General features: G+C 33.7%; 15 protein-coding genes. 4 read left to right on the top strand and 11 right to left on the bottom strand.

Annotated elements, in window-relative coordinates; translation table 11 throughout:
- From U5A88_RS05560 to U5A88_RS05585, 6 genes are all read right to left on the bottom strand, one after another.
- Complete coding sequence (locus U5A88_RS05560; RefSeq protein WP_354204514.1) at window positions 1-1230, bottom strand: M48 family metallopeptidase; 1230 nt, start codon at window positions 1228-1230, stop codon at window positions 1-3.
- Window positions 1231-1234: 4 nt separating this feature from the next.
- Complete coding sequence (locus U5A88_RS05565) at window positions 1235-1693, bottom strand: C40 family peptidase (RefSeq protein WP_354204516.1); 459 nt, start codon at window positions 1691-1693, stop codon at window positions 1235-1237.
- The gene (locus U5A88_RS05570) at window positions 1690-2478 is read right to left on the bottom strand and encodes a TrmH family RNA methyltransferase (protein WP_354204518.1); all 789 of its coding nucleotides are present in this window, start codon (window positions 2476-2478) and stop codon (window positions 1690-1692) included. Before U5A88_RS05570 ends, U5A88_RS05565 begins: the two co-directional genes overlap by 4 nt.
- Before the next feature lie 36 nt (window positions 2479-2514).
- A complete protein-coding gene (locus U5A88_RS05575; RefSeq protein ID WP_354204520.1) occupies window positions 2515-3810 on the bottom strand; it encodes an amidohydrolase family protein in 1296 nt (431 codons plus the stop codon).
- A gap of 11 nt (window positions 3811-3821) precedes the next feature.
- Window positions 3822-6800 (bottom strand): amidohydrolase family protein, encoded by a 2979-nt coding sequence (locus U5A88_RS05580; protein WP_354204522.1) that lies wholly within the window; start codon window positions 6798-6800, stop codon window positions 3822-3824.
- Between the two features lie 87 nt (window positions 6801-6887).
- Entirely contained in the window at window positions 6888-7961 is a 1074-nt protein-coding gene (locus U5A88_RS05585) for a DUF3810 domain-containing protein (RefSeq protein WP_354204524.1), read from the bottom strand.
- Window positions 7962-8089: 128 nt separating this feature from the next.
- Between U5A88_RS05585 and dnaB the strand changes: the two genes are divergently transcribed.
- Complete coding sequence (gene dnaB, locus U5A88_RS05590; RefSeq protein ID WP_354204526.1) at window positions 8090-9607, top strand: replicative DNA helicase; 1518 nt, start codon at window positions 8090-8092, stop codon at window positions 9605-9607.
- 34 nt (window positions 9608-9641) lie between these two features.
- On the opposite strand, the gene U5A88_RS05595 is transcribed toward dnaB, so the two are convergent.
- Entirely contained in the window at window positions 9642-11729 is a 2088-nt protein-coding gene (locus tag U5A88_RS05595; protein ID WP_354204528.1) for a glycoside hydrolase family 20 zincin-like fold domain-containing protein, read from the bottom strand.
- Between the two features lie 160 nt (window positions 11730-11889).
- On the opposite strand from U5A88_RS05595, the gene U5A88_RS05600 reads away from it, so the two are divergent.
- The gene (locus U5A88_RS05600) at window positions 11890-13104 is read left to right on the top strand and encodes an asparagine synthetase B (RefSeq protein ID WP_354208148.1); all 1215 of its coding nucleotides are present in this window, start codon (window positions 11890-11892) and stop codon (window positions 13102-13104) included.
- Here the strand turns inward: U5A88_RS05600 and gcvT are convergent, their stop codons facing one another.
- Both gcvT and U5A88_RS05610 read right to left on the bottom strand, forming a co-directional pair.
- Window positions 13105-14190, bottom strand: coding sequence for a glycine cleavage system aminomethyltransferase GcvT (gene gcvT / locus U5A88_RS05605; RefSeq protein ID WP_354204530.1), 1086 nt, complete (start codon window positions 14188-14190; stop codon window positions 13105-13107). It lies immediately after the preceding gene.
- Between the two features lie 188 nt (window positions 14191-14378).
- Window positions 14379-14804: a hypothetical protein gene (locus tag U5A88_RS05610; RefSeq protein ID WP_354204532.1), complete on the bottom strand. Its 426-nt coding sequence runs from the start codon at window positions 14802-14804 to the stop codon at window positions 14379-14381.
- Between the two features lie 226 nt (window positions 14805-15030).
- On the opposite strand from U5A88_RS05610, the gene U5A88_RS05615 reads away from it, so the two are divergent.
- Window positions 15031-16071 carry a sensor histidine kinase gene (locus U5A88_RS05615; RefSeq protein WP_354204534.1) on the top strand — a complete coding sequence of 347 codons (1041 nt, stop codon included), beginning with the start codon at window positions 15031-15033 and terminating at the stop codon, window positions 16069-16071.
- Complete coding sequence (locus U5A88_RS05620; RefSeq protein WP_354204536.1) at window positions 16061-16765, top strand: LytR/AlgR family response regulator transcription factor; 705 nt, start codon at window positions 16061-16063, stop codon at window positions 16763-16765. Before U5A88_RS05615 ends, U5A88_RS05620 begins: the two co-directional genes overlap by 11 nt.
- Here the strand turns inward: U5A88_RS05620 and thrC are convergent.
- Both thrC and rsmD read right to left on the bottom strand, forming a co-directional pair.
- Window positions 16762-18051 (bottom strand): threonine synthase, encoded by a 1290-nt coding sequence (gene thrC, locus U5A88_RS05625; protein ID WP_354204538.1) that lies wholly within the window; start codon window positions 18049-18051, stop codon window positions 16762-16764. The two genes, U5A88_RS05620 and thrC, sit on opposite strands and share 4 nt — an antisense overlap.
- Window positions 18052-18068: 17 nt before the next feature.
- A complete protein-coding gene (rsmD, locus tag U5A88_RS05630) occupies window positions 18069-18605 on the bottom strand; it encodes a 16S rRNA (guanine(966)-N(2))-methyltransferase RsmD (protein ID WP_354204540.1) in 537 nt (178 codons plus the stop codon).

Raw genomic sequence — 18605 nt, forward strand, 5'->3', positions numbered from 1 at the left:
CTACATCATCGCCTTAACCCGCTGCAACAACGTGGGGTGGGAGTAGTGCATAAAAACATAAGCCTTATGAGGTGTTAAATTACTCAGACTGTTTTTTGACAGCTTTTTTAATGCGGTTATTAAGGGTTTTGCTCCAAAATAGGATTTAGCGTAATCATCGGCTTGGTATTCAAATTTTCTTGAAAAAATATTCATTACGAGTCCAGTAATTTCAGAAATGGGACTGTACAATACGCCAAAAGCAATTAAACCAATATGAAAACTGGGTTCGGAAACCGATAGGGCATTGGCTAATAACTTACTATCAATAAAAAAGGATAAAATGTATAAGGTCAATCCGGTCAATAGGATAGAACTTACCATATTAAAAACGACATGCTTTTTTTTGTAATGTCCCACTTCGTGAGCCAATACAGCAACGATTTCATCAGTTTCCAAATCGTTGATTAAGGTATCGTACAATACGATACGTTTCTTTTTGCCAAACCCTGTAAAATAGGCATTTGCTTTGGTGGAGCGTTTGGAGCCGTCAATCACAAAAATCTTATCAAGGCTGAACCCAACTTTTTGGGCAAAGCTTTCTAATGCTGTTTTTAACTCGCCCTCTTCCAACGAACTTTGTTTGTTGAACAGTGGAACAATCAACGTAGAATAAAATAAGGTCATAAAAATGGAAAAAGCAGCTATAAACACCCAAGTGTAGATCCAGAAATTCTTACCTGTTTGTTGGTAAAACCAAACAATCAATGCTAAAATTCCGCCACCAACGATAATTGTTAATAACCATCCTTTAATTTTATCGGTAAAGAAGAGTTTTCTTGTTGTTTTGTTAAACCCGTACTTTTCTTCAATTACAAAAGTCTTGTAGTAGGAGAGTGGTGTGGTTAAAATATCACTACCTAGCATAATAATTCCGAAAAACAAAAGTGTTATTACAATTTTATTATCGCTCAAACTTCTCGCCAATTGATCTACATAAGCAAAACCATCAAAAAAGAAAAAAGCTAAGGTCAATAAAAAGGAAAAAACTCCCGTAATGCTTGAAAATTTAAAATTCTCTTTTTTGTAGGCTTGTGATTTGGTATATTCCTTTTCATCATAAACATCATCCAATAAAGGTGGAATGGCATCATCAAAATGCTTAGCGTTTAAATAATCCAAGTATTTATCAACGATAAAATTGATTACCAATATGCCGATAATAATATAAAATAATTGCTGTGGCGTCATTATGTTAATAGATTAAAATACGTTTGGCATAACGAAATTTCTTTTTCCAATAGACATTATCCAAATCAGACTTCATAATACCTTTAGTAGTTGAGCTGTGCATAAATTTGTTATCTCCTGCATAAATTCCTACATGTCTATACTTTCTAGAAGGTCTAAAAAAAACCAAATCACCAGGTTTTAATCTGTGTTTTGATACTTTTCTGCCCATTTTTGCTATTTCTTTTGTGGTTCTGGGCAATTGGGTTTTTAATCCATCTTTATATACTTTACCAACGAAACCAGAACAATCAAATCCACGTCTATCTGTACCACCATATTTATAGGGAATACCTTTATACAATTGATATTGCTTTTCCAGTTCTGACTCCACTTTGGCAACCGCAGCTGCCTTTTTAGAAGCCCCACAGCTGGTTAATGCGATTGCGATAAGGAAAATAAAAGCAATTTGAATTTTTCTCATAAAAAATTACGTTGTCTTTTCGCTTCAAAAATAAGAATTGCAGCGGAAACAGAAACATTTAATGAATCTATTTGCCCTTGCATTGGTATTATAATATTTTGAGTAGAATTCTTTAGCCATTCTTCGCTCAACCCAGTTGCTTCTGTACCTACAACTATGGCAGATTTTTTAGTATAATCTAATGCTTGATATTGTTTTGAGGCAGTTAAAGCCGCACAATAAATGTTAATGTTATGCTGTTTAAGGAACTTAATAATTTCAGAAGTTGAACCTGTAGCAATTTGATTGGTAAAAACACACCCGACACTAGATCTGATAATATTGGGATTGTAAATATCCGTCTTAGGATTAGCAATCAAAACAGCATCAACATTGGCGGCATCTGCAGTTCGCAATAATGCTCCTATGTTTCCTGGCTTTTCGGGAGCTTCTGCAACTAAAATTAAAGGGTTTATTGATTTTATATTTAACGATTGCAAATCAAAATTTTTACTTTCTGCAATGGCAATTATGCCTTCAGTAGAGTCACGTTGGGCAATTTTTTGATAAACTTGCTTACTTATTTTGATTATTTCAGTTTGATAGCTTTCGAGATTATCATAGTCATAAATTTCATCACAATACAAAACTTGTAGCAATTGATAATTTCCTTTTATTGCTAATGAAATTTCACGTTTGCCTTCAATAACAAAGTGTCCCGTATTTTTTCTAACACGGGACTTATTTTGTAATTGTAAAATTTCTTTTATAAAGCTATTATGTACGCTAGTAATTTCTTTGTGCAATTTTTACTGTTTTACCAAGTGAGTATACTCACCTTTCTATTTGGAATATTTCTTACTATACCGTTTCCACAATTCTGTTTGATGCGTTTCTAAACTAACCATTCTGCCATCGATAAAAGCATGTGTAAGTTGATTGGTACGCATATCTAATGCATCGCCCTCACTGATAAACAAGGTGGCACTTTTGCCTACCTCCAATGTGCCATAATCAGCATCAATACCTAATATTTTAGCTGTATTACTAGTTATTAACTGTAGTGCTTTTTCTTTATCGAGTCCTTGGCCTACAACTTGTCCCGCATAAAAGGGTAGATTCCTATTGTTCATTCTTTCCATTCGACCTGTGCCTTCAAGTCCTACTAAAATTCCCGCATCGGTCAATAATTTAGGGAGCTTATAAGGCAAATCGTAATCATCATCATTATTATCCGGCAAACTCTGGGTACGTTGAATCAAAACAGGAATATTGTGCTTTTTTAAAATAGCAATGGTTTTATTAGCTTGATAGCCACCAACCAATACTACATGTTTAACGCCCATTTCTTTAGCAAAAGTAATACCATCGGTAATTTCACGAGCATCATCAGCATTAATGTATAGTTTTTTTGAGCCGTCAAACAAACCTAAAGTGGCTTCATAAGGTAAGTTTTTAGGTGATTTACTTCCTAACGTATACGTTTTAGCTCCTAATAAAAACTGCTTGATTTCATCAACTTGCTTTCCGTAATTTTTATTTGGTTTTATACCTGGATCTTCACCCAACCACCATCTTCCTCTAGAAAAACTGCTAGGCCAATTCAAATGAATACCATCATCAATTTTAACAGCAGCATCTTCCCAATTCCAGGCATCTAATTGTACTATGGAAGATGTGCCAGAAATTCTACCACCTGTAGGTGCAACCTGAGCTAATAATATACCGTTCGGACGCATGCTTTCTACTACTTTAGATTCAGCGTTATAAGCAATTAAACTACGCACATGGGGAATGATACCACCAATTTCAGCTTGGTCAACCGATGCTTTAACCGCATCAATTTCCCCTAATCCCAATGTAGAATTAGGTACAATAAAACCTGGATACACATGCTTACCTTTGGCATCAATAATTTTACCGTTAATATTACTTGTAGTAGCTTTTTCAATTGTAGTGATCTTACCATTTTCAAAAGTAATTACACTATTTTCAATCACTTCACCATTGCCTATGTGTGACGTTGCACCTACTATGGTAATGGTTTCAGATTGAGCATCTGCTGGTGTTTGTTGTGCCGTTAGTTGAATCGTACATACTAATAACAGACTTAATACTATATTTTTTATAATTTTCATTGTATGAGGTTTTAGTGGTTGATGGTATCGCAATGCAACTCTTTTTTTACATTCTTTTTTGGTGCTTGTGTTGGTGCTCCACCATTTTTTTCTTGCAACATCATTGCAATAAGTTTATTTCGTTCTTTTTTGATGGCTTTTCGTTGTCGATTGTCCAGTTCTAAATCAAAATAGACTTTACCCTCAATAATGGTTTTTTCAGCTTTAGCATATACAGAAAGAGGATGGTCTGTCCATAACACCACATCGGCATCTTTACCCACTTTAATACTGCCAACTCGATCATCTATGTGTAATAATTTTGCAGGATTTAAAGTCACAAATTTCCAAGCTTCTTCTTCAGAAACACCGCCATATTTCACGGTTTTACCCGCTTCTTGGTTTAAACGTCTGGACATTTCTCTATCATCCGAATTGATAGCAGTAACTACACCAGCGTTATGCATAATGGCAGCATTATAAGGAATGGCATCATTAACTTCATACTTATATGCCCACCAATCTGAAAAAGTAGAACCGCCAACACCATGTTCCTTCATTTTATCGGCTAATTTATAGCCTTCCAAAATATGCGTAAAGGTGTTGATGTTAAAATTAAACTTTTCAGCAACTTTCATTAACATATTAATTTCGCTTTGCACATAAGAGTGAGCCGTAATAAAGCGTTCCTTGTTCAAAATTTCTGCCAACACTTCCATTTCAATATCCTTTCTATGCGGTTTGCCACTTTTTTTAAGAGCATCATATTCTTTCGCTCTTTGGAAATAATCCGTTACCATTTGTTCAACACCCATTCTCGATTGTGGGAACCTACTTGTAGTTGTTGGATATCTGGATTGTTTTACATTTTCGCCTAATGCGAACTTTATAAATTTTGGAGAATTTGTATAAATCATATCGTCACCAATTTCTCCCCACTTTAACTTAACTATGGCCGACCTTCCACCAATTGGATTAGCAGAACCGTGTAAGATTTGCATTGTGGTTACACCACCACCCAAGTTCCTGTAAATATTAATGTCTTCACTATCAATAGTGTCTTCCATATTAACTTCAGCAGTAGAATTATGCCCTGCCTCATTACTACTAGCTGCTGCAACATGTGTATGCTCATCTACAATTCCTGCCGTTAAATGTTTCCCAGTAGCGTCAACTACTTTGGCTGATACAGAAGATAAATTAGTGCCTATTTTTGCAATTTTTCCATTTTTTAATAATACATCTGTATTTTTAAGAATGCCTTCGTTCTCATTAGTCCACACCGTTGCATTTTTAAATAAAATGGTCTCAGTTTTTGGTTTTTCAGAAAACCCATAACCAACATTAGGATAAGTTAAAGGCATTACATCAAAAATGGGTTTTTCTTTTTTATCTTCTTTCTTTTTGTCTGTTGATGGTTTTTTTGTAGCTGACCAATTTACTGTATTACCATTGGCCATATGAGCTTCTCCCATTAGGTTATCGGTATCGGCATTTACTCTGGCGTTTAGTCGATGTACATCTTCTTTATCCATAATAATTAATCCTAACCAATCATTGGCGTAGGTAACACTAGTTTTTAACTTGGTACTATCTTTTTTAATAGACGCTTTGGGTTTTTCAGCATCACCAGAAAAAGTAAGGTCATACGTTTTTCCATCTAAATTTAAGGCATATGAGCCTGACAAATCTTTAACAGAACTATCCTTTATCACGTTTCTTGTTCCTTGCACCCAATTCTCGTACAATTTAGTTTTTGGGTCGAAAATATCACCATCCGTAATTAAAAAGTTGGCTTGTTTACCCTTATTCAAAGTGCCTATTAGATTTGTTTTTCCTAATATCTGAGCAGGTACAGTTGTAAGTGCTTCTAAGGCTTTTGTTTTGTCCAGACCATATTGTATCGCTTTCTGCAAGTTTTTATGAAAACTTTTTACTGATTTTAAACTATGCGTAGTTAATGAAAATGGGACATTGTTTTTTGATAACACGCTTAGGTTTGTTGGAGCTTGATTCCAATACCGCATATCCTCTAAATTGATATGATCTGCTTGAAAGGGATTGGCAACATCATAAGCCTTGGGAAAATTTACAGGTATTATAAATGTGGCATTGGTTTTCTTAATTTCATCTATGAGTTGGTACTCATTGCCTTGTCCTACAATGGTATATTGTATTCCATATTGGTCACCAACTTTATCTGCTCTCAACGCATTGACTTTGCTTCCAGCATAAAATATTTGTTTTAGATTTTTATTTTTGTTGAAGGCTTCTAAGGTTAAATCTTTGGTATCAACGTTTCCCTTTGCATACCAATCAGCATCTAAATATAATTGTCGTAATAATGCCATTGCACCCATTAATGAAGTAGGATAAACTTGCCTTGAAGCACTACTCTTGTTAAAAGACAAATATTGTGCAGAATTTACGTCTAATAACCGATGGGAATCCGAACCTTCGGAATTTAAGGCAACCAAGATACCATTACCCCGTACAATACCATCTTGTACATGTGTGTTTACAACACCAAATCCGGCATTACGAAGCCCTTCAGCTTTTTTAGAATCAAACTTAAAAGCGTTTAATGCATTGGTTTCCGCTCTAATATGCTCGTTCCAATAATACCCTTTGCGTTTGGTATCGTACTGTGGTGGTTGCCCAAAACTACCTCGTTGTGGTGTGGGTTTTGCCACTCCAAAATCAGAATAGGCATCTATAAAAGAGGGGTAAATACTTTTTCCTTTTAAGTCAATTTTAATTGTGTTTTTAGGGATAGTAATGTTGGAGCCAACATTGCTTACTTTTCCGTCTTTAATTAATAGCGTACCTTTTTTAATGGTCTGAGTGGGGCTTACAATTATAGTGGCATTTGTAAATGCAGTATAATTGGTGTTTTTGGTTTTTACACCATTGTTTTTAGGGAAATATTCTTGAGCAGAAATGGTCGTAAAACTTAAGAAAGTGATACATAAGAATACCCTAAACTGTAGTGCGATGTTTGGTAGTTTCATTCGTTAATTTATTTTTAATTGTAAAAATCTAAAATTAAGGAATATAAATCTAAGTAGAAGATGAAATTTCAAATTTTAATTAACAAGCTATATTCCATATTTTTTGTCGTAGGCAATTAGTAAATCAACCATTCTGCTATACGATTTCATACCTTCTTTTTGTTGATTTGCTTTCAAGTAGCCATCGTAAAAGATTTTAAAAAATGGTTCTAATTTATTTTGGTAAGACATCCAAAATTCTTCTGATTCTTTGATGTTTTTTAACACGCCTTTCGGAATTCTATCAATGTATTCATTTGCTAGTTTTTCATCCATATAATACAAACCTGCTATGGAAAACCGAAGTGCTTTTATATATGCGGAATATTTAAAATAGTAATCATTACTTTTTGAAGCGGCTAAAAAGCCTATAAAGTTGGCTTCATTTTCAAACCCTATTCCCAATTGGTGTGCAACTTCATGGCAACTTATTGCTGGTAAAGTAACTTTTGGAACTTTACTATTTACCTGTGCTTCTCCAAAAATTGGATTCAAATATCCTGAAAATCCCATATAGCTCAATGGCAAACTGAATAATGATTTTTTTAACGACGCGGTTTTGTAATTGTATTCTGGATAACTCTTAGCAAAATTGGCATATACCGATTTCGTTTTTTCTAAAATTTCATTGTTAGAATATGGAACTAACACAGCTATGGAATCATTTTCAACCAATTGATTTTGTGTATATTTTAAATTGTCAATTAACTTTTTAGTTAAGGTATCTAAATCTTCAACTGTATATGGTTTTTGCTCTAATTGTAAGTTTGTGTACAAAGAGTTTCGGTAATAATTTAACCCCCAAAGTATATGAAAGAGAAAGTAAAATATGGATAAGTAAGCACCTAATTTAAAAAGTTGTTGTTTGGTTTTCCTGAATTTGGTTTTAATCCACTTTACAATTCCAATGAGTAAAAATAATCCCAGCAAAAAATAAAAAATATCGCCAACGGAAAAAGGAACCCAACCAAAAATGAACCTAAAAATTTTGGAAATTAATGGATAAATACCATTGGAATAATAACGCTCTACACTATTTGGGAAATAGGAAATGAGCTTTACTAAAAGTATTTGTACAGGTAATAATAGGCTAAGTATTTGATATTGGGTTAGTTTCTTCATTAGTCAAAAATACTTAAAAAAATAGAGTGTAAAACTTATTAACAAAAATATGACTTGTTAACAGTTTCTGTTCAAATATAATTGTATTTTAGGATAAAATTGATAAAGAAAAAATTACTTTTGTTCCAATGGAAAATTTACGACCTGTAAGCACAAAAAGACCCAATAAGGGCACTCTAATTAACTTAGAAAAAGGCAAATTGCCACCACAAGCTGTTGATCTTGAAGAAGCTGTGTTGGGAGCAATGATGATTGATAAAAAAGGTGTTGATGATGTTATTGACATTTTGCATGCCGATGCATTCTATAAACAAGCACATCAGCTTATTTTTGATGCCATGTTTAGGTTGTTCAACGAATCTGAACCGATAGATTTATTGACCGTTGCCAGTCAATTAAAAAAGGACGGACAGCTTGAAAGTGTTGGCGGGGATTTTTATTTGGTAGGCCTAACACAAAAAGTAGCTTCTTCAGCTCATATTGAGTTCCATGCACGTATTATTATCCAAAAATATATTCAACGACGTTTAATAAGCATTTCTAGTGAGATTATTGATGAAGCGTATGACGAAACTTCTGATGTTTTTGATTTATTAGATTCTGCTGAGACCAAATTATTTGAAGTTACTCAAGGTAATTTGAAAAAAAGTTCAGAAGCTGCTGAAGGTTTAGTTTCACAAGCACTTAAAAAAATTGAAGAAATTTCCAATAAAGAGGGTATGAGTGGTATCGCATCTGGGTTTACCAAATTAGATGCGTTGACTTCTGGTTGGCAACCTTCGGATTTGGTAATTTTGGCCGCTAGACCAGGTATGGGTAAAACAGCATTTGTAATGTCCATGGCAAAAAATGTAGCCATAGATTTTGATACACCCGTAGCTATATTTTCGTTGGAAATGAGTTCCGTTCAATTAATTACAAGAATGATTTCGAGTGAAACAGGAATATCATCAGGTAAATTAAGAAAAGGCGATTTACAGCCTCATGAATGGGAACAACTGAACGTAAAAGTTAAAAATCTTTCTAAAGCACCTATATTTATTGACGATACGCCATCGTTATCTATTTTTGATTTACGTGCAAAAGCAAGACGTTTGGCTTCACAACATGGTGTTAAAATTATTATTATTGACTACTTACAATTAATGACCGCTGGTTCGGTAAACAAAGGTGGCGGAAATAGAGAGCAAGAAATTTCTACCATTTCTAGAAACTTAAAAGCACTGGCTAAAGAATTGAGCATACCAGTAATTGCTTTATCCCAATTGTCGCGTGCAGTAGAAACACGTGGAGGAAGTAAGCGTCCATTGTTATCTGACTTACGTGAATCTGGAGCTATTGAACAAGATGCGGATATAGTTTCGTTTATTTATAGACCCGAGTATTACGGGCAAACGGAATGGGATGACGAAGAACGTAGCCCATGTGAGGGACAAGCAGAATTTATTGTAGCCAAACACAGAAACGGTGGTTTAGAAAATATCCGATTAAAATTTACTGGGCATTTGGCAGAATTCTCTGATCTGGAAGAATCTTTTTCAAGTGAATTTCAATCTAAAATGAACGATTTTATAACACCACAAAATCCAAATGATGCTTTTGACAATATCCCTCAAAATGATGATGATGGGGATGTGCCGTTTTAGACGCTAAATATTACACTTGAGATTTTAAAAGAATTTAATCTGTTATTTTTTCTACTTTATTAAGCAACTCTTCATCCAATTTCTTTAAAAAGAGCATCTCCGCATAAAATTGCCAGTCAAATGAAATACTCTGATTTGCCAAATGCACATGGTGGTCTTGGTCTAAAATGTAATCATCTGGTTTGGTCAGAATACGTGTTTTTCCATAAACCATTTCAAATTCATTTCTCAAGGGTTTAAAATCATCTTTTAATTTTCTCAAATTATTTATGGCATCTGATTCTTCTTTTTTGTCCGTTGCATTGTCATATTCTTTTAAAACAATAAGCAATCTTGAGGTGTATTGTGTCAGTTTGTTTACCTGTTCATAAACTTCAAGCGTATATATATTGCGGTTGGCTTTTGATTTTAGGGTTTCTATTTTTTCGGCAATAGAATCGTTTAGAGTGATCATTTTTTCAGCTTTTGTCAAACGTTCCTTATGTCTTTTGCTCCATTCTCCTTTTTTATTGGAGTCTGGCAAATCGATAACATCTTTATCAATTGCATTTTCGCTACTCATTAAATAATTCCGTCTATTTCCATTTAATAATGCATTTTTCCAAAAAGCAACGGGTAGTTCTAAACTGTCTATAAAAGCAAACTCAGGGTCGGAAACTTGATGCGAAAATTCCCTATGCCGGTAAGCGGATTTTAGCTCCTCATTATTTCTTTTCTCACCAGCCCAAGTATATTCAGAAAATGTAATAATACCACGCATGTACAATTCAAAATGCGGAGAGTCATCATCCCAAAGGGTCAATAACAACCCCCTAAGGTTATTGTCTATGGACGAAAGGGCAAAAGACTTGATGTTATCCATATTACTTTCTTCCTGCGGCATCAATACCCATCTGGTCTGTCCGGCCGTGGCTCCCAAAACTTCCATGTCATGTTTTTGAAACCATTCCATGGCTTTGGCATTACCTAACGCTTGTGGTTTGCTATAGTTCCATCGCATATAAATACAATTTTTAGGGAAAAGGTCCAAAAATTCTACAAGCTTATGCTCATTTTTTGCCCAGATACTATCCACTTCTTTTTGATTAAGTTCTAGATTGAACATTGGCTGATATACATTGGCGATTTTTAAGGGCATATCGTCCCAAAAAATAGGAATTCGATTATGCTCTTCGGCAAACTTTGAAACTTTGTTGAGCCACATCAATTGTAATTCTAGCGAAGATTTACCACTATTCCTGCCCGAAGTATGTACTTCGTCACCCCCAACATGCAAATATTTTCCATGCGGTGTGGCTTCCATAGCATCGAGATATAGATCAAATTGAACTTCGTAAGTTTCGGGGTCTAGTGGATTAAAGGCCCAATCATTTGTTGGATCATCACGTAAATGTTTGTACTTATCGTGTTTTAAAATAAATGAAGCATGCCCCAATCCTTGAACCAACGGACTAATTTCGATATGGCGTTCTTTGGCATAATCAGATAATTTTTGCCATTCTTCAATACTCAAGGCATCAGCGGAAGCTACCTCAGGTTGCCGTTCGTACTTTAATTTATCTTCTAGCTCTACTATAATGCCGTTTACCTTATAACTGGCCAATTTATCTATCAGTTGGTAATAATATTCTGTTTTTTCTAAGTGGTGCTTTATGTCCAAATGGATTGAACGATAGGAGAGTAAGGGGTAGTCCTCAATGGTGCATTCGGGCAGATATACATTTTGTTCTTTAGCATCTTGAAGCAATTGTTCTAAGGTTTTAAAACCATAAAACAAACCTGCTTTGTCTTTGGCGTTAATAAATATTTTCTTTTTGGCTATGGTCATTTTATAACCCTGGTCGGCTAGTGAGAGTGTACTATCAATAGCATAAATAATAGTTGCTCCTTCAGGTTTTTCACTAACCGTAATTTTTGCTAATAAATTGTCCAATACAGGGAGTTCAGTATCTATTGCAAAACAAGATTTTACATCATTATATTTTAACGAGCTATTGCCTTTAATTTCAAAATCTTGAGGTGATGGGAGTAATTTAAAATCTCCTAATTTTTCGTCTGAAGATTGACAGGAGGAAATTGTTAAGAAAACTAAACAACAGAAAAGGTTTTGCAGGTTTGTCATAGTTGAAAATATTGATTACGCAATTTATTACAATTTTATTAACTCGAAGTCCTATTCAAGTTAATTTTAATAATCGTAAATTTGGTCATTCTTAAATTATTGACTTTTGAGTTTTAAATTAAAACATATTGTTTGTGCCGTAGTAGTATTATTGAGTCAAATGGCTTTTGCTTCATTTATCTTAATACCTATGGATGATGTTAGTCAAGAAAATCACTTAAAGGCCTACGGTATTACCTATTTTTCCTTACAAAAAGGGAACGATGTAAAATGGTTATTGAATTACAAAGGTGGTTCGTTTTTGTTGGAAGATCATCAAGAGTTTAGGAATGAGTGTAAAATAAGAGGTGTTTCTTATGAGGTTATATCTGATACTGAAGCCATGCAAATATTGGAACTAATTGCAAGTCCCTCACAAAATATGGAAGCTGTAACGTTGGAAAAAGCACCTAAAATTGCGGTGTATTCACCTAAAGATAAAATGCCTTGGGATGATGCCGTAACAATGGTTTTGAATTATGCTGAAATTCCTTACGACGTTGTTTATGATGAAGAAGTATTAGGTGATGAATTGATTAAATACGAATGGTTGCATTTGCATCACGAAGATTTTACTGGGCAATATGGTAAATTCTATGGATCGTACCGTGCAGCTCCTTGGTATATAGAAGGTAAAGCTTATGCTGAAAAATTGGCCACAAAGTTAGGGTACGATAAAGTGTCTGAACAAAAATTAGCAGTAGCTTTAGGAATACGTGATTTTGTTATTGGTGGAGGTTTTATGTTTGCCATGTGTTCGGCAACCGATAGTTTTGATATTGCTCTAGCTGCTGAAGGTGTTGATATAGCTGAAGCTATGTTCGATGGTGACCCTTCAGAACCTAATTATCAAGATAAAATTGATTTTGAAAAAACCTTTGCTTTTACCGATTTTAGATTGGTGCGAAGCCCAACCGAATATGAATTTTCATCAATCGATATGACCCGAAAACGATATATTCAGCGTACCGAAGATTACTTTTCATTACAAGAATATTCCGCCAAATGGGATCCTGTTCCTACAATGCTTACGCAGAATCATACTTTATTGGTAAAAGGTTTTATGGGGCAAACTACAAGTTATGACCGAGCCAATGTAAAATCTACTGTGTTGGTTATGGGTGAAAACAAGGTAAATGACGAAGCCAAATACATTCATGGTGTAAAAGGTAAAGGCATGTGGACCTTCTATGGCGGTCATGACCCTGAAGATTATACGCATAGGGTAGGAGATCCTAAAACGGAATTAGATTTACACCCAAATTCTCCTGGATATCGACTGATTTTAAACAATGTATTGTTTCCTGCGGCTAAGAAAAAGAAGCAAAAGACTTGATTAAGAAGCCTTGTAAAAAGGTAATTTAACTACTGTTGCCGGAACAGCATTTTTTCTTATTTGAATGTTAATTTTGCTTCCAGCGGTTGCAAAAACAGCAGGAACATATCCTAACCCTATACCTTTTTTAAGCGAAGGGCTCATAGTTCCAGAAGTTACTACACCAATTTTTTTTCCATTACCATCAACAATATCATAATCTTGTCTAGGAATACCTCGGTCATCCAATTCAAAACCAACTAGTTTGCGTTCTAAACCTCTTTCTTTTTGTTTTTTCAAATTTTCAGAATTTACAAAATCTTTGGTGAATTTGGTTATCCAACCCAAACCGGCTTCCAAAGGCGAAGTACTATCATCTATATCATTTCCGTACAAACAGAAACCCATTTCTAGACGTAAGGTATCTCTGGCCGCTAACCCGATAGGTTTGATGCCATAATCTGCACCCGCTTCCAACACTTTATTCCAAATTTGTTCAACTTCAGAGTTTTTGCAATAAATTTCAAACCCACCAGAACCTGTATAACCAGTGGCTGAAATTATTACGTGTTCAATTTCTGCAAAATCAGCAACTTCAAACGTATAGTACTTCATATTTTCCAAATCCACCGAAGTCAATGATTGCATCGCTTTTGCCGCTTTTGGTCCTTGAATAGCCAACAAAGAGAAATCTTCAGATAAATTTCGCATATCTGCATTCATCGTATTGTGTTTACTAATCCATTCCCAATCTTTATCAATATTTGATGCGTTTACCACCAAAAGAAACTTTTCTCCATTTAATCTATAAATAATTAAATCGTCAACAATACCACCTTTTTCATTCGGGAAACAACTATATTGTGCCTGACCATCTACCAGCTTTGAAGCGTCATTAGAACACATTTTTTGAATTAACGTCAATGCGTTTGGCCCCGTAATTAAAAATTCACCCATATGCGAAACATCAAAAACACCAACACCATTTCTAACGGTTTCATGCTCTACGTTAATTCCCTCATATTGAACGGGCATATTGTAACCTGCAAAAGGAACTAGTTTGGCTCCAAGAGCTTCGTGAATGTGAGTTAAGGCAGTATTTTTCATAATAAAGATGAATTATAAATAAATTCGTCCCGCAAAATTAAGGATTAATTATGGGGTAAAAAAGATTTTAATTCGTCATAAGCTTGAATTATTGTTGTACGAATTTGAATCTAAATTGTTTGATAAAGTAATTATAACAAAAAAGGTTCATTTAATTGTTAAATGAACCTTTTTACTTGAGGTTTTTGTCAGACTATGGTAAACGTCCTGCTAACTACATCAACGTTACTGCCCGATGGCAATTTGGCTTTAACATTTTTAAAAGTAAATGTATCTCCCTTCTTTAAATCCTTTAAATGTGAAAGAATTTTACTATTTAAGGTGTCGGTATCCTCTTTTACGGTTATGGTTTTACCCGTAGCTTTAATATGAATTGTAAATTGGGTAATTTTAGAGCCTTTGGCACATCCTTCAACTCCCAGTTTATAATTATCTTCAATTTCTTGTTTTGATATGTCACCACCAAATTTACCCGCAATTGTCAAATAGGCTCCACCTGTTTTATCAAAAGGTGCTACTTTTGAAGTTAAATTACTACTGTTGAGTATTGCAGGAACAAAAAATGTTAATGTCAGAATGGTTAATACAGATACAATTTTTTTTAGATTTTTCATGATATAAAATTTTAGTTAAACAAATAGTTAAAGCCGAAATTAGCAACTACTTTAAATAGAATTTTGAAAAATAGACCAACGATGCTATTTAATATAGTAACGGCTATAATACCTTAAAAGGTTGATTGTCGTCGAAGGACAATAATTGCTATATGCAATTAATCAGTTTGTCTATTAACTTTTGGAAAATGCCAATTAATTCAGATATTTATCTAAAATACGATCAATGCACAAAACAGGATTTACTGTAAAAAAAATCATATCTCATTTGCTATTTTGGTTGTTGTATTTGGCTTCGGAATATTTAGCCAACCTACCACATCTTGATGGTGTTGAACATTTTAGAACCTTAAGGTCATTGGTAATTTCATTACCTATTGTAATGGTACCAACATATTTTATGTTGTTTTATGCTATTCCCAAATTGCTAAAGAAAAATAAAATAGTTGTCTTTATTTTAGTTTGCATAAGTATTGCTATTGCCATATTATTTGCCCGTGTGGAATGGTTGGAAATTGTCAATTATTTGAATTCAGGATATGTAGGTGAAATGCCTATGACAAAGGTTGTTAAAAACGCAATTAGGGACTATGCTATTATCGCCCTTGCTATCTGTATTTATATAATTTCTGATTGGAGAATACAAGCTAAGGTCAATGAGCAACTTATCATTGCAAAGGCAAAATCAGATTTAGAAATATTAAAGAGGCAACTGCACCCTCACTTTTTATTTAATACACTTAACAATATTTATAGCTTATCCGTAAATGATTCTGAACAAACCTCACAAAGTATCTTAAAATTATCTAATTTGCTGGAATATTTGGTGTATCAATCTGGTGAAAAAGAAGTCATTCTTAAAGATGAGATCGAGTTGATGGAAAATTATATCACATTAGAAAAATTGCGTTATGACAAGAGTCTATCTGTAGAATTTGATATAGATGATGTTCGTAATATAAAAACACCGCCCTTGCTTTTATTACCTTTTATTGAGAACTGCTTTAAACATGGAGGTAAAAATAAAAAAGGAATTTTTTGGATAACTGTTAAAATAAAATTATTGAACAGTACCCTTTTAATAACATTTAAAAATAGTAAATCACTAAAAAAACAAGTGCCTGAAAAAAACTCAGGGATGGGTTTACAGAATGTAAAAGAAAGACTAGAACTTTTATTTAAAGAACGTTATACATTAGAAATAGAAGATGCCGTAAACTATTATGAAGCTAAATTACTCCTAAATTTAAATAAAGATGATATATAACTGTTTTATCGTTGATGACGAGCCTTTGGCAATAGACGTGATTGCCAACTATTTGGATAAACTCCCTAATTTCAAGGTGGTTGGTGCTTACACTGAACCAGTCGAAGCATTTATGAAAATAAAAGACAAAAGCATTAATCTTTTGTTTATAGATATACAAATGCCTGATCTAAATGGTTTAGAGTTTGTTAAAGCATTAAAAGATAGACCAGAAATAATTGTAACGACTGCGTTTAGAGAGTTTGCGGTTCAGGGTTTTGATTTGAGTATTTTAGATTATTTGGTAAAACCGATTCCGTTTGAGCGGTTTTTGCAATCTATTGATAAGTTTTTGGATAAGAAAAGAGGACAAGCTGATTCGGTAAAAGAAAATACCAATGATTTTATAATGGTACGTTCAGAGAGAAAATTCATAAAAATAAATTTACAAGATATTTTATATGTTGAAGGGTTAAAAGATTATGTAAAAATTGTTCTTCTAGATAAAAGTGTATTGACAAAACAATCTATTGGTAATTTTGAAAAATTATTAAATAAAAATTACTTTTTCAGAATTCATAAATCATATATAGCAGCTATTGATAAGATTACGGCATATACAAATAACGATGTTGAAATTCTAAAATATGAACTGCCTATTGGTAGAGCATATAAAAAGAAATTTATTGAATTCATGAATTCGTCGAAAACTTAATCGAGTAAAAAAGATTTTAGCTCATCATAAGTTTTGATAAATGTTGCTTTTTTCGTGTTATCAATGACAGCTTTTATTTGCGGAGGATAATCTATGGTTTTTCCAATTACGGGCTCAACTACATCTAAAAATTTTACAGGATGTGCCGTCTCCAAAAAGATGCCATAGGCATCGTTTGGTAATGAATATTTTTTAAGTCCAAGATAGCCTACTGCTCCATGTGGGTCTGCAATATAGTTGCAATTTTTATAGAGGTGCAGCATGGCTCTTTTAGTCTCTTGGTCGGTAAAAGAATAGGAGAGAAGGTCTTTTTTTAACGTTTCCAAATCATCATTATATATTTTTTGAATCCTGATAAAGTTACTTGGGTCACCAACATCCATAGCATTCGATATGGTTTGATGTGATGGTTTTGGATCGTATTCTCCAGTTTTCAAGTAGTTGGGAACAACGTCATTGATATTAGTTGAAGCAATAAATTGATGAATTGGCAAACCTAGTTTTTTTGCCATCATCCCCGCACAAATATTTCCAAAATTTCCACTAGGTACTGAAAAAAAAAGTTTCTTGTTCTTATTTTTTAACTGTTTGTAAGCAAAAAAGAAATAGAATAATTGCGGTAACCAACGTGCTACGTTTATTGAATTGGCCGATGTTAATTGTTTTGTATCAGTAATTGAAGTATCCAAAAATGCCCTTTTTACCATAGCTTGACAATCGTCAAAAGTGCCATCAACCTCTAAGGCAGAAATATTTTGCTCTAAAGTAGTTAATTGTTTTTCTTGGACTTCACTAACCTTTTTACTAGGATATAAAATCACAACCTTTACATTTTCAACCCCTAAAAAACCACTCGCCACAGCACCACCCGTATCTCCCGATGTAGCTACTAAAACGGTTACTTCTTTATCACTATTTCTATTCAAATATCCTAGGCAACGAGCCATAAACCTGGCTCCAACATCTTTAAATGCCATAGTTGGGCCATGAAATAATTCTAGCGTTTTAATATTCTCTTCTATATCAACCAAAGGAAAATCAAAACAAAGCGTATCTGTAATAATTTCTCTTAAAACGGTATCAGGAATTTCATCTCCAACAAATTGCCGAATGGCTTTAAAAGCAATTTCCCCATTAGAATATTGATCTACATTGTCAATAATATCCTTTTCTAATGGAATGATTTTCTCAGGAAAGTAAAGCCCTTTGTCTTCAGCCAATCCTTTGATTACGGCATCTTTAAATGAGACCTCTTTTGCGTTGTTGTTTAAGCTGTAATATTTCAATGGATATTAAGTATTAATTAATTGTCAAAAAAACTAAACATACTACTACCATATTTTTTTGAATAGCTAAAATTTGGTAAGTCTGAAATATCTGTATGTTTAGAATGCTCTATGATTAGTAAACCATCCTCATTTATCATTCTATTTTCAATAACTAAAGATATAATTTTTTCTAATTGCTCTTTTGCAAAACTATAGGGCGGATCAGCAAAAATAATATCAAAAGTCATTTTATTATTAGCCAGATAACTAAAAACATCACTTTTTAATGCTCTAATATTAAGCTGAAGTTCATCAGCTGTTTTTTGAACAAATTGCACCGAACTATAATGATTATCAACACTTGTTACCGTTTTTGCTCCGCGAGAAGAAAATTCTAAGCTAATGCTACCAATACCAGCAAAAAGATCTAATACGGACAATTCATCAAAATAATAATTGTTGTTTATAATGTTAAAAAGTGCTTCTTTAGCAAAATCTGTAGTTGGTCTTGCAGGCAACTTTTTTGGAGCTGTAATTCTTTTGCCTTTATGCTTTCCTGAAATAATTCGCAT

Source organism: Aureibaculum sp. 2308TA14-22 (genome assembly GCF_040538665.1).
GTDB lineage: Bacteria > Bacteroidota > Bacteroidia > Flavobacteriales > Flavobacteriaceae > Aureibaculum.

What these genes read in the sequence shown, in the direction of transcription:
- U5A88_RS05560 (WP_354204514.1), bottom strand. Translation starts at nt 1,230, where the DNA reads ATGACGCCACAGCAATTATTTTATATTATTATCGGCATATTGGTAATC.
- U5A88_RS05565 (WP_354204516.1), bottom strand. Translation starts at nt 1,693, where the DNA reads ATGAGAAAAATTCAAATTGCTTTTATTTTCCTTATCGCAATCGCATTA.
- U5A88_RS05575 (WP_354204520.1), bottom strand. Translation starts at nt 3,810, where the DNA reads ATGAAAATTATAAAAAATATAGTATTAAGTCTGTTATTAGTATGTACG.
- U5A88_RS05580 (WP_354204522.1), bottom strand. Translation starts at nt 6,800, where the DNA reads ATGAAACTACCAAACATCGCACTACAGTTTAGGGTATTCTTATGTATC.
- U5A88_RS05585 (WP_354204524.1), bottom strand. Translation starts at nt 7,961, where the DNA reads ATGAAGAAACTAACCCAATATCAAATACTTAGCCTATTATTACCTGTA.
- dnaB (WP_354204526.1), top strand. Translation starts at nt 8,090, where the DNA reads ATGGAAAATTTACGACCTGTAAGCACAAAAAGACCCAATAAGGGCACT.
- U5A88_RS05595 (WP_354204528.1), bottom strand. Translation starts at nt 11,729, where the DNA reads ATGACAAACCTGCAAAACCTTTTCTGTTGTTTAGTTTTCTTAACAATT.
- U5A88_RS05600 (WP_354208148.1), top strand. Translation starts at nt 11,890, where the DNA reads ATGGCTTTTGCTTCATTTATCTTAATACCTATGGATGATGTTAGTCAA.
- gcvT (WP_354204530.1), bottom strand. Translation starts at nt 14,190, where the DNA reads ATGAAAAATACTGCCTTAACTCACATTCACGAAGCTCTTGGAGCCAAA.
- U5A88_RS05610 (WP_354204532.1), bottom strand. Translation starts at nt 14,804, where the DNA reads ATGAAAAATCTAAAAAAAATTGTATCTGTATTAACCATTCTGACATTA.
- U5A88_RS05615 (WP_354204534.1), top strand. Translation starts at nt 15,031, where the DNA reads ATGCACAAAACAGGATTTACTGTAAAAAAAATCATATCTCATTTGCTA.
- U5A88_RS05620 (WP_354204536.1), top strand. Translation starts at nt 16,061, where the DNA reads ATGATATATAACTGTTTTATCGTTGATGACGAGCCTTTGGCAATAGAC.
- rsmD (WP_354204540.1), bottom strand. Translation starts at nt 18,605, where the DNA reads ATGCGAATTATTTCAGGAAAGCATAAAGGCAAAAGAATTACAGCTCCA.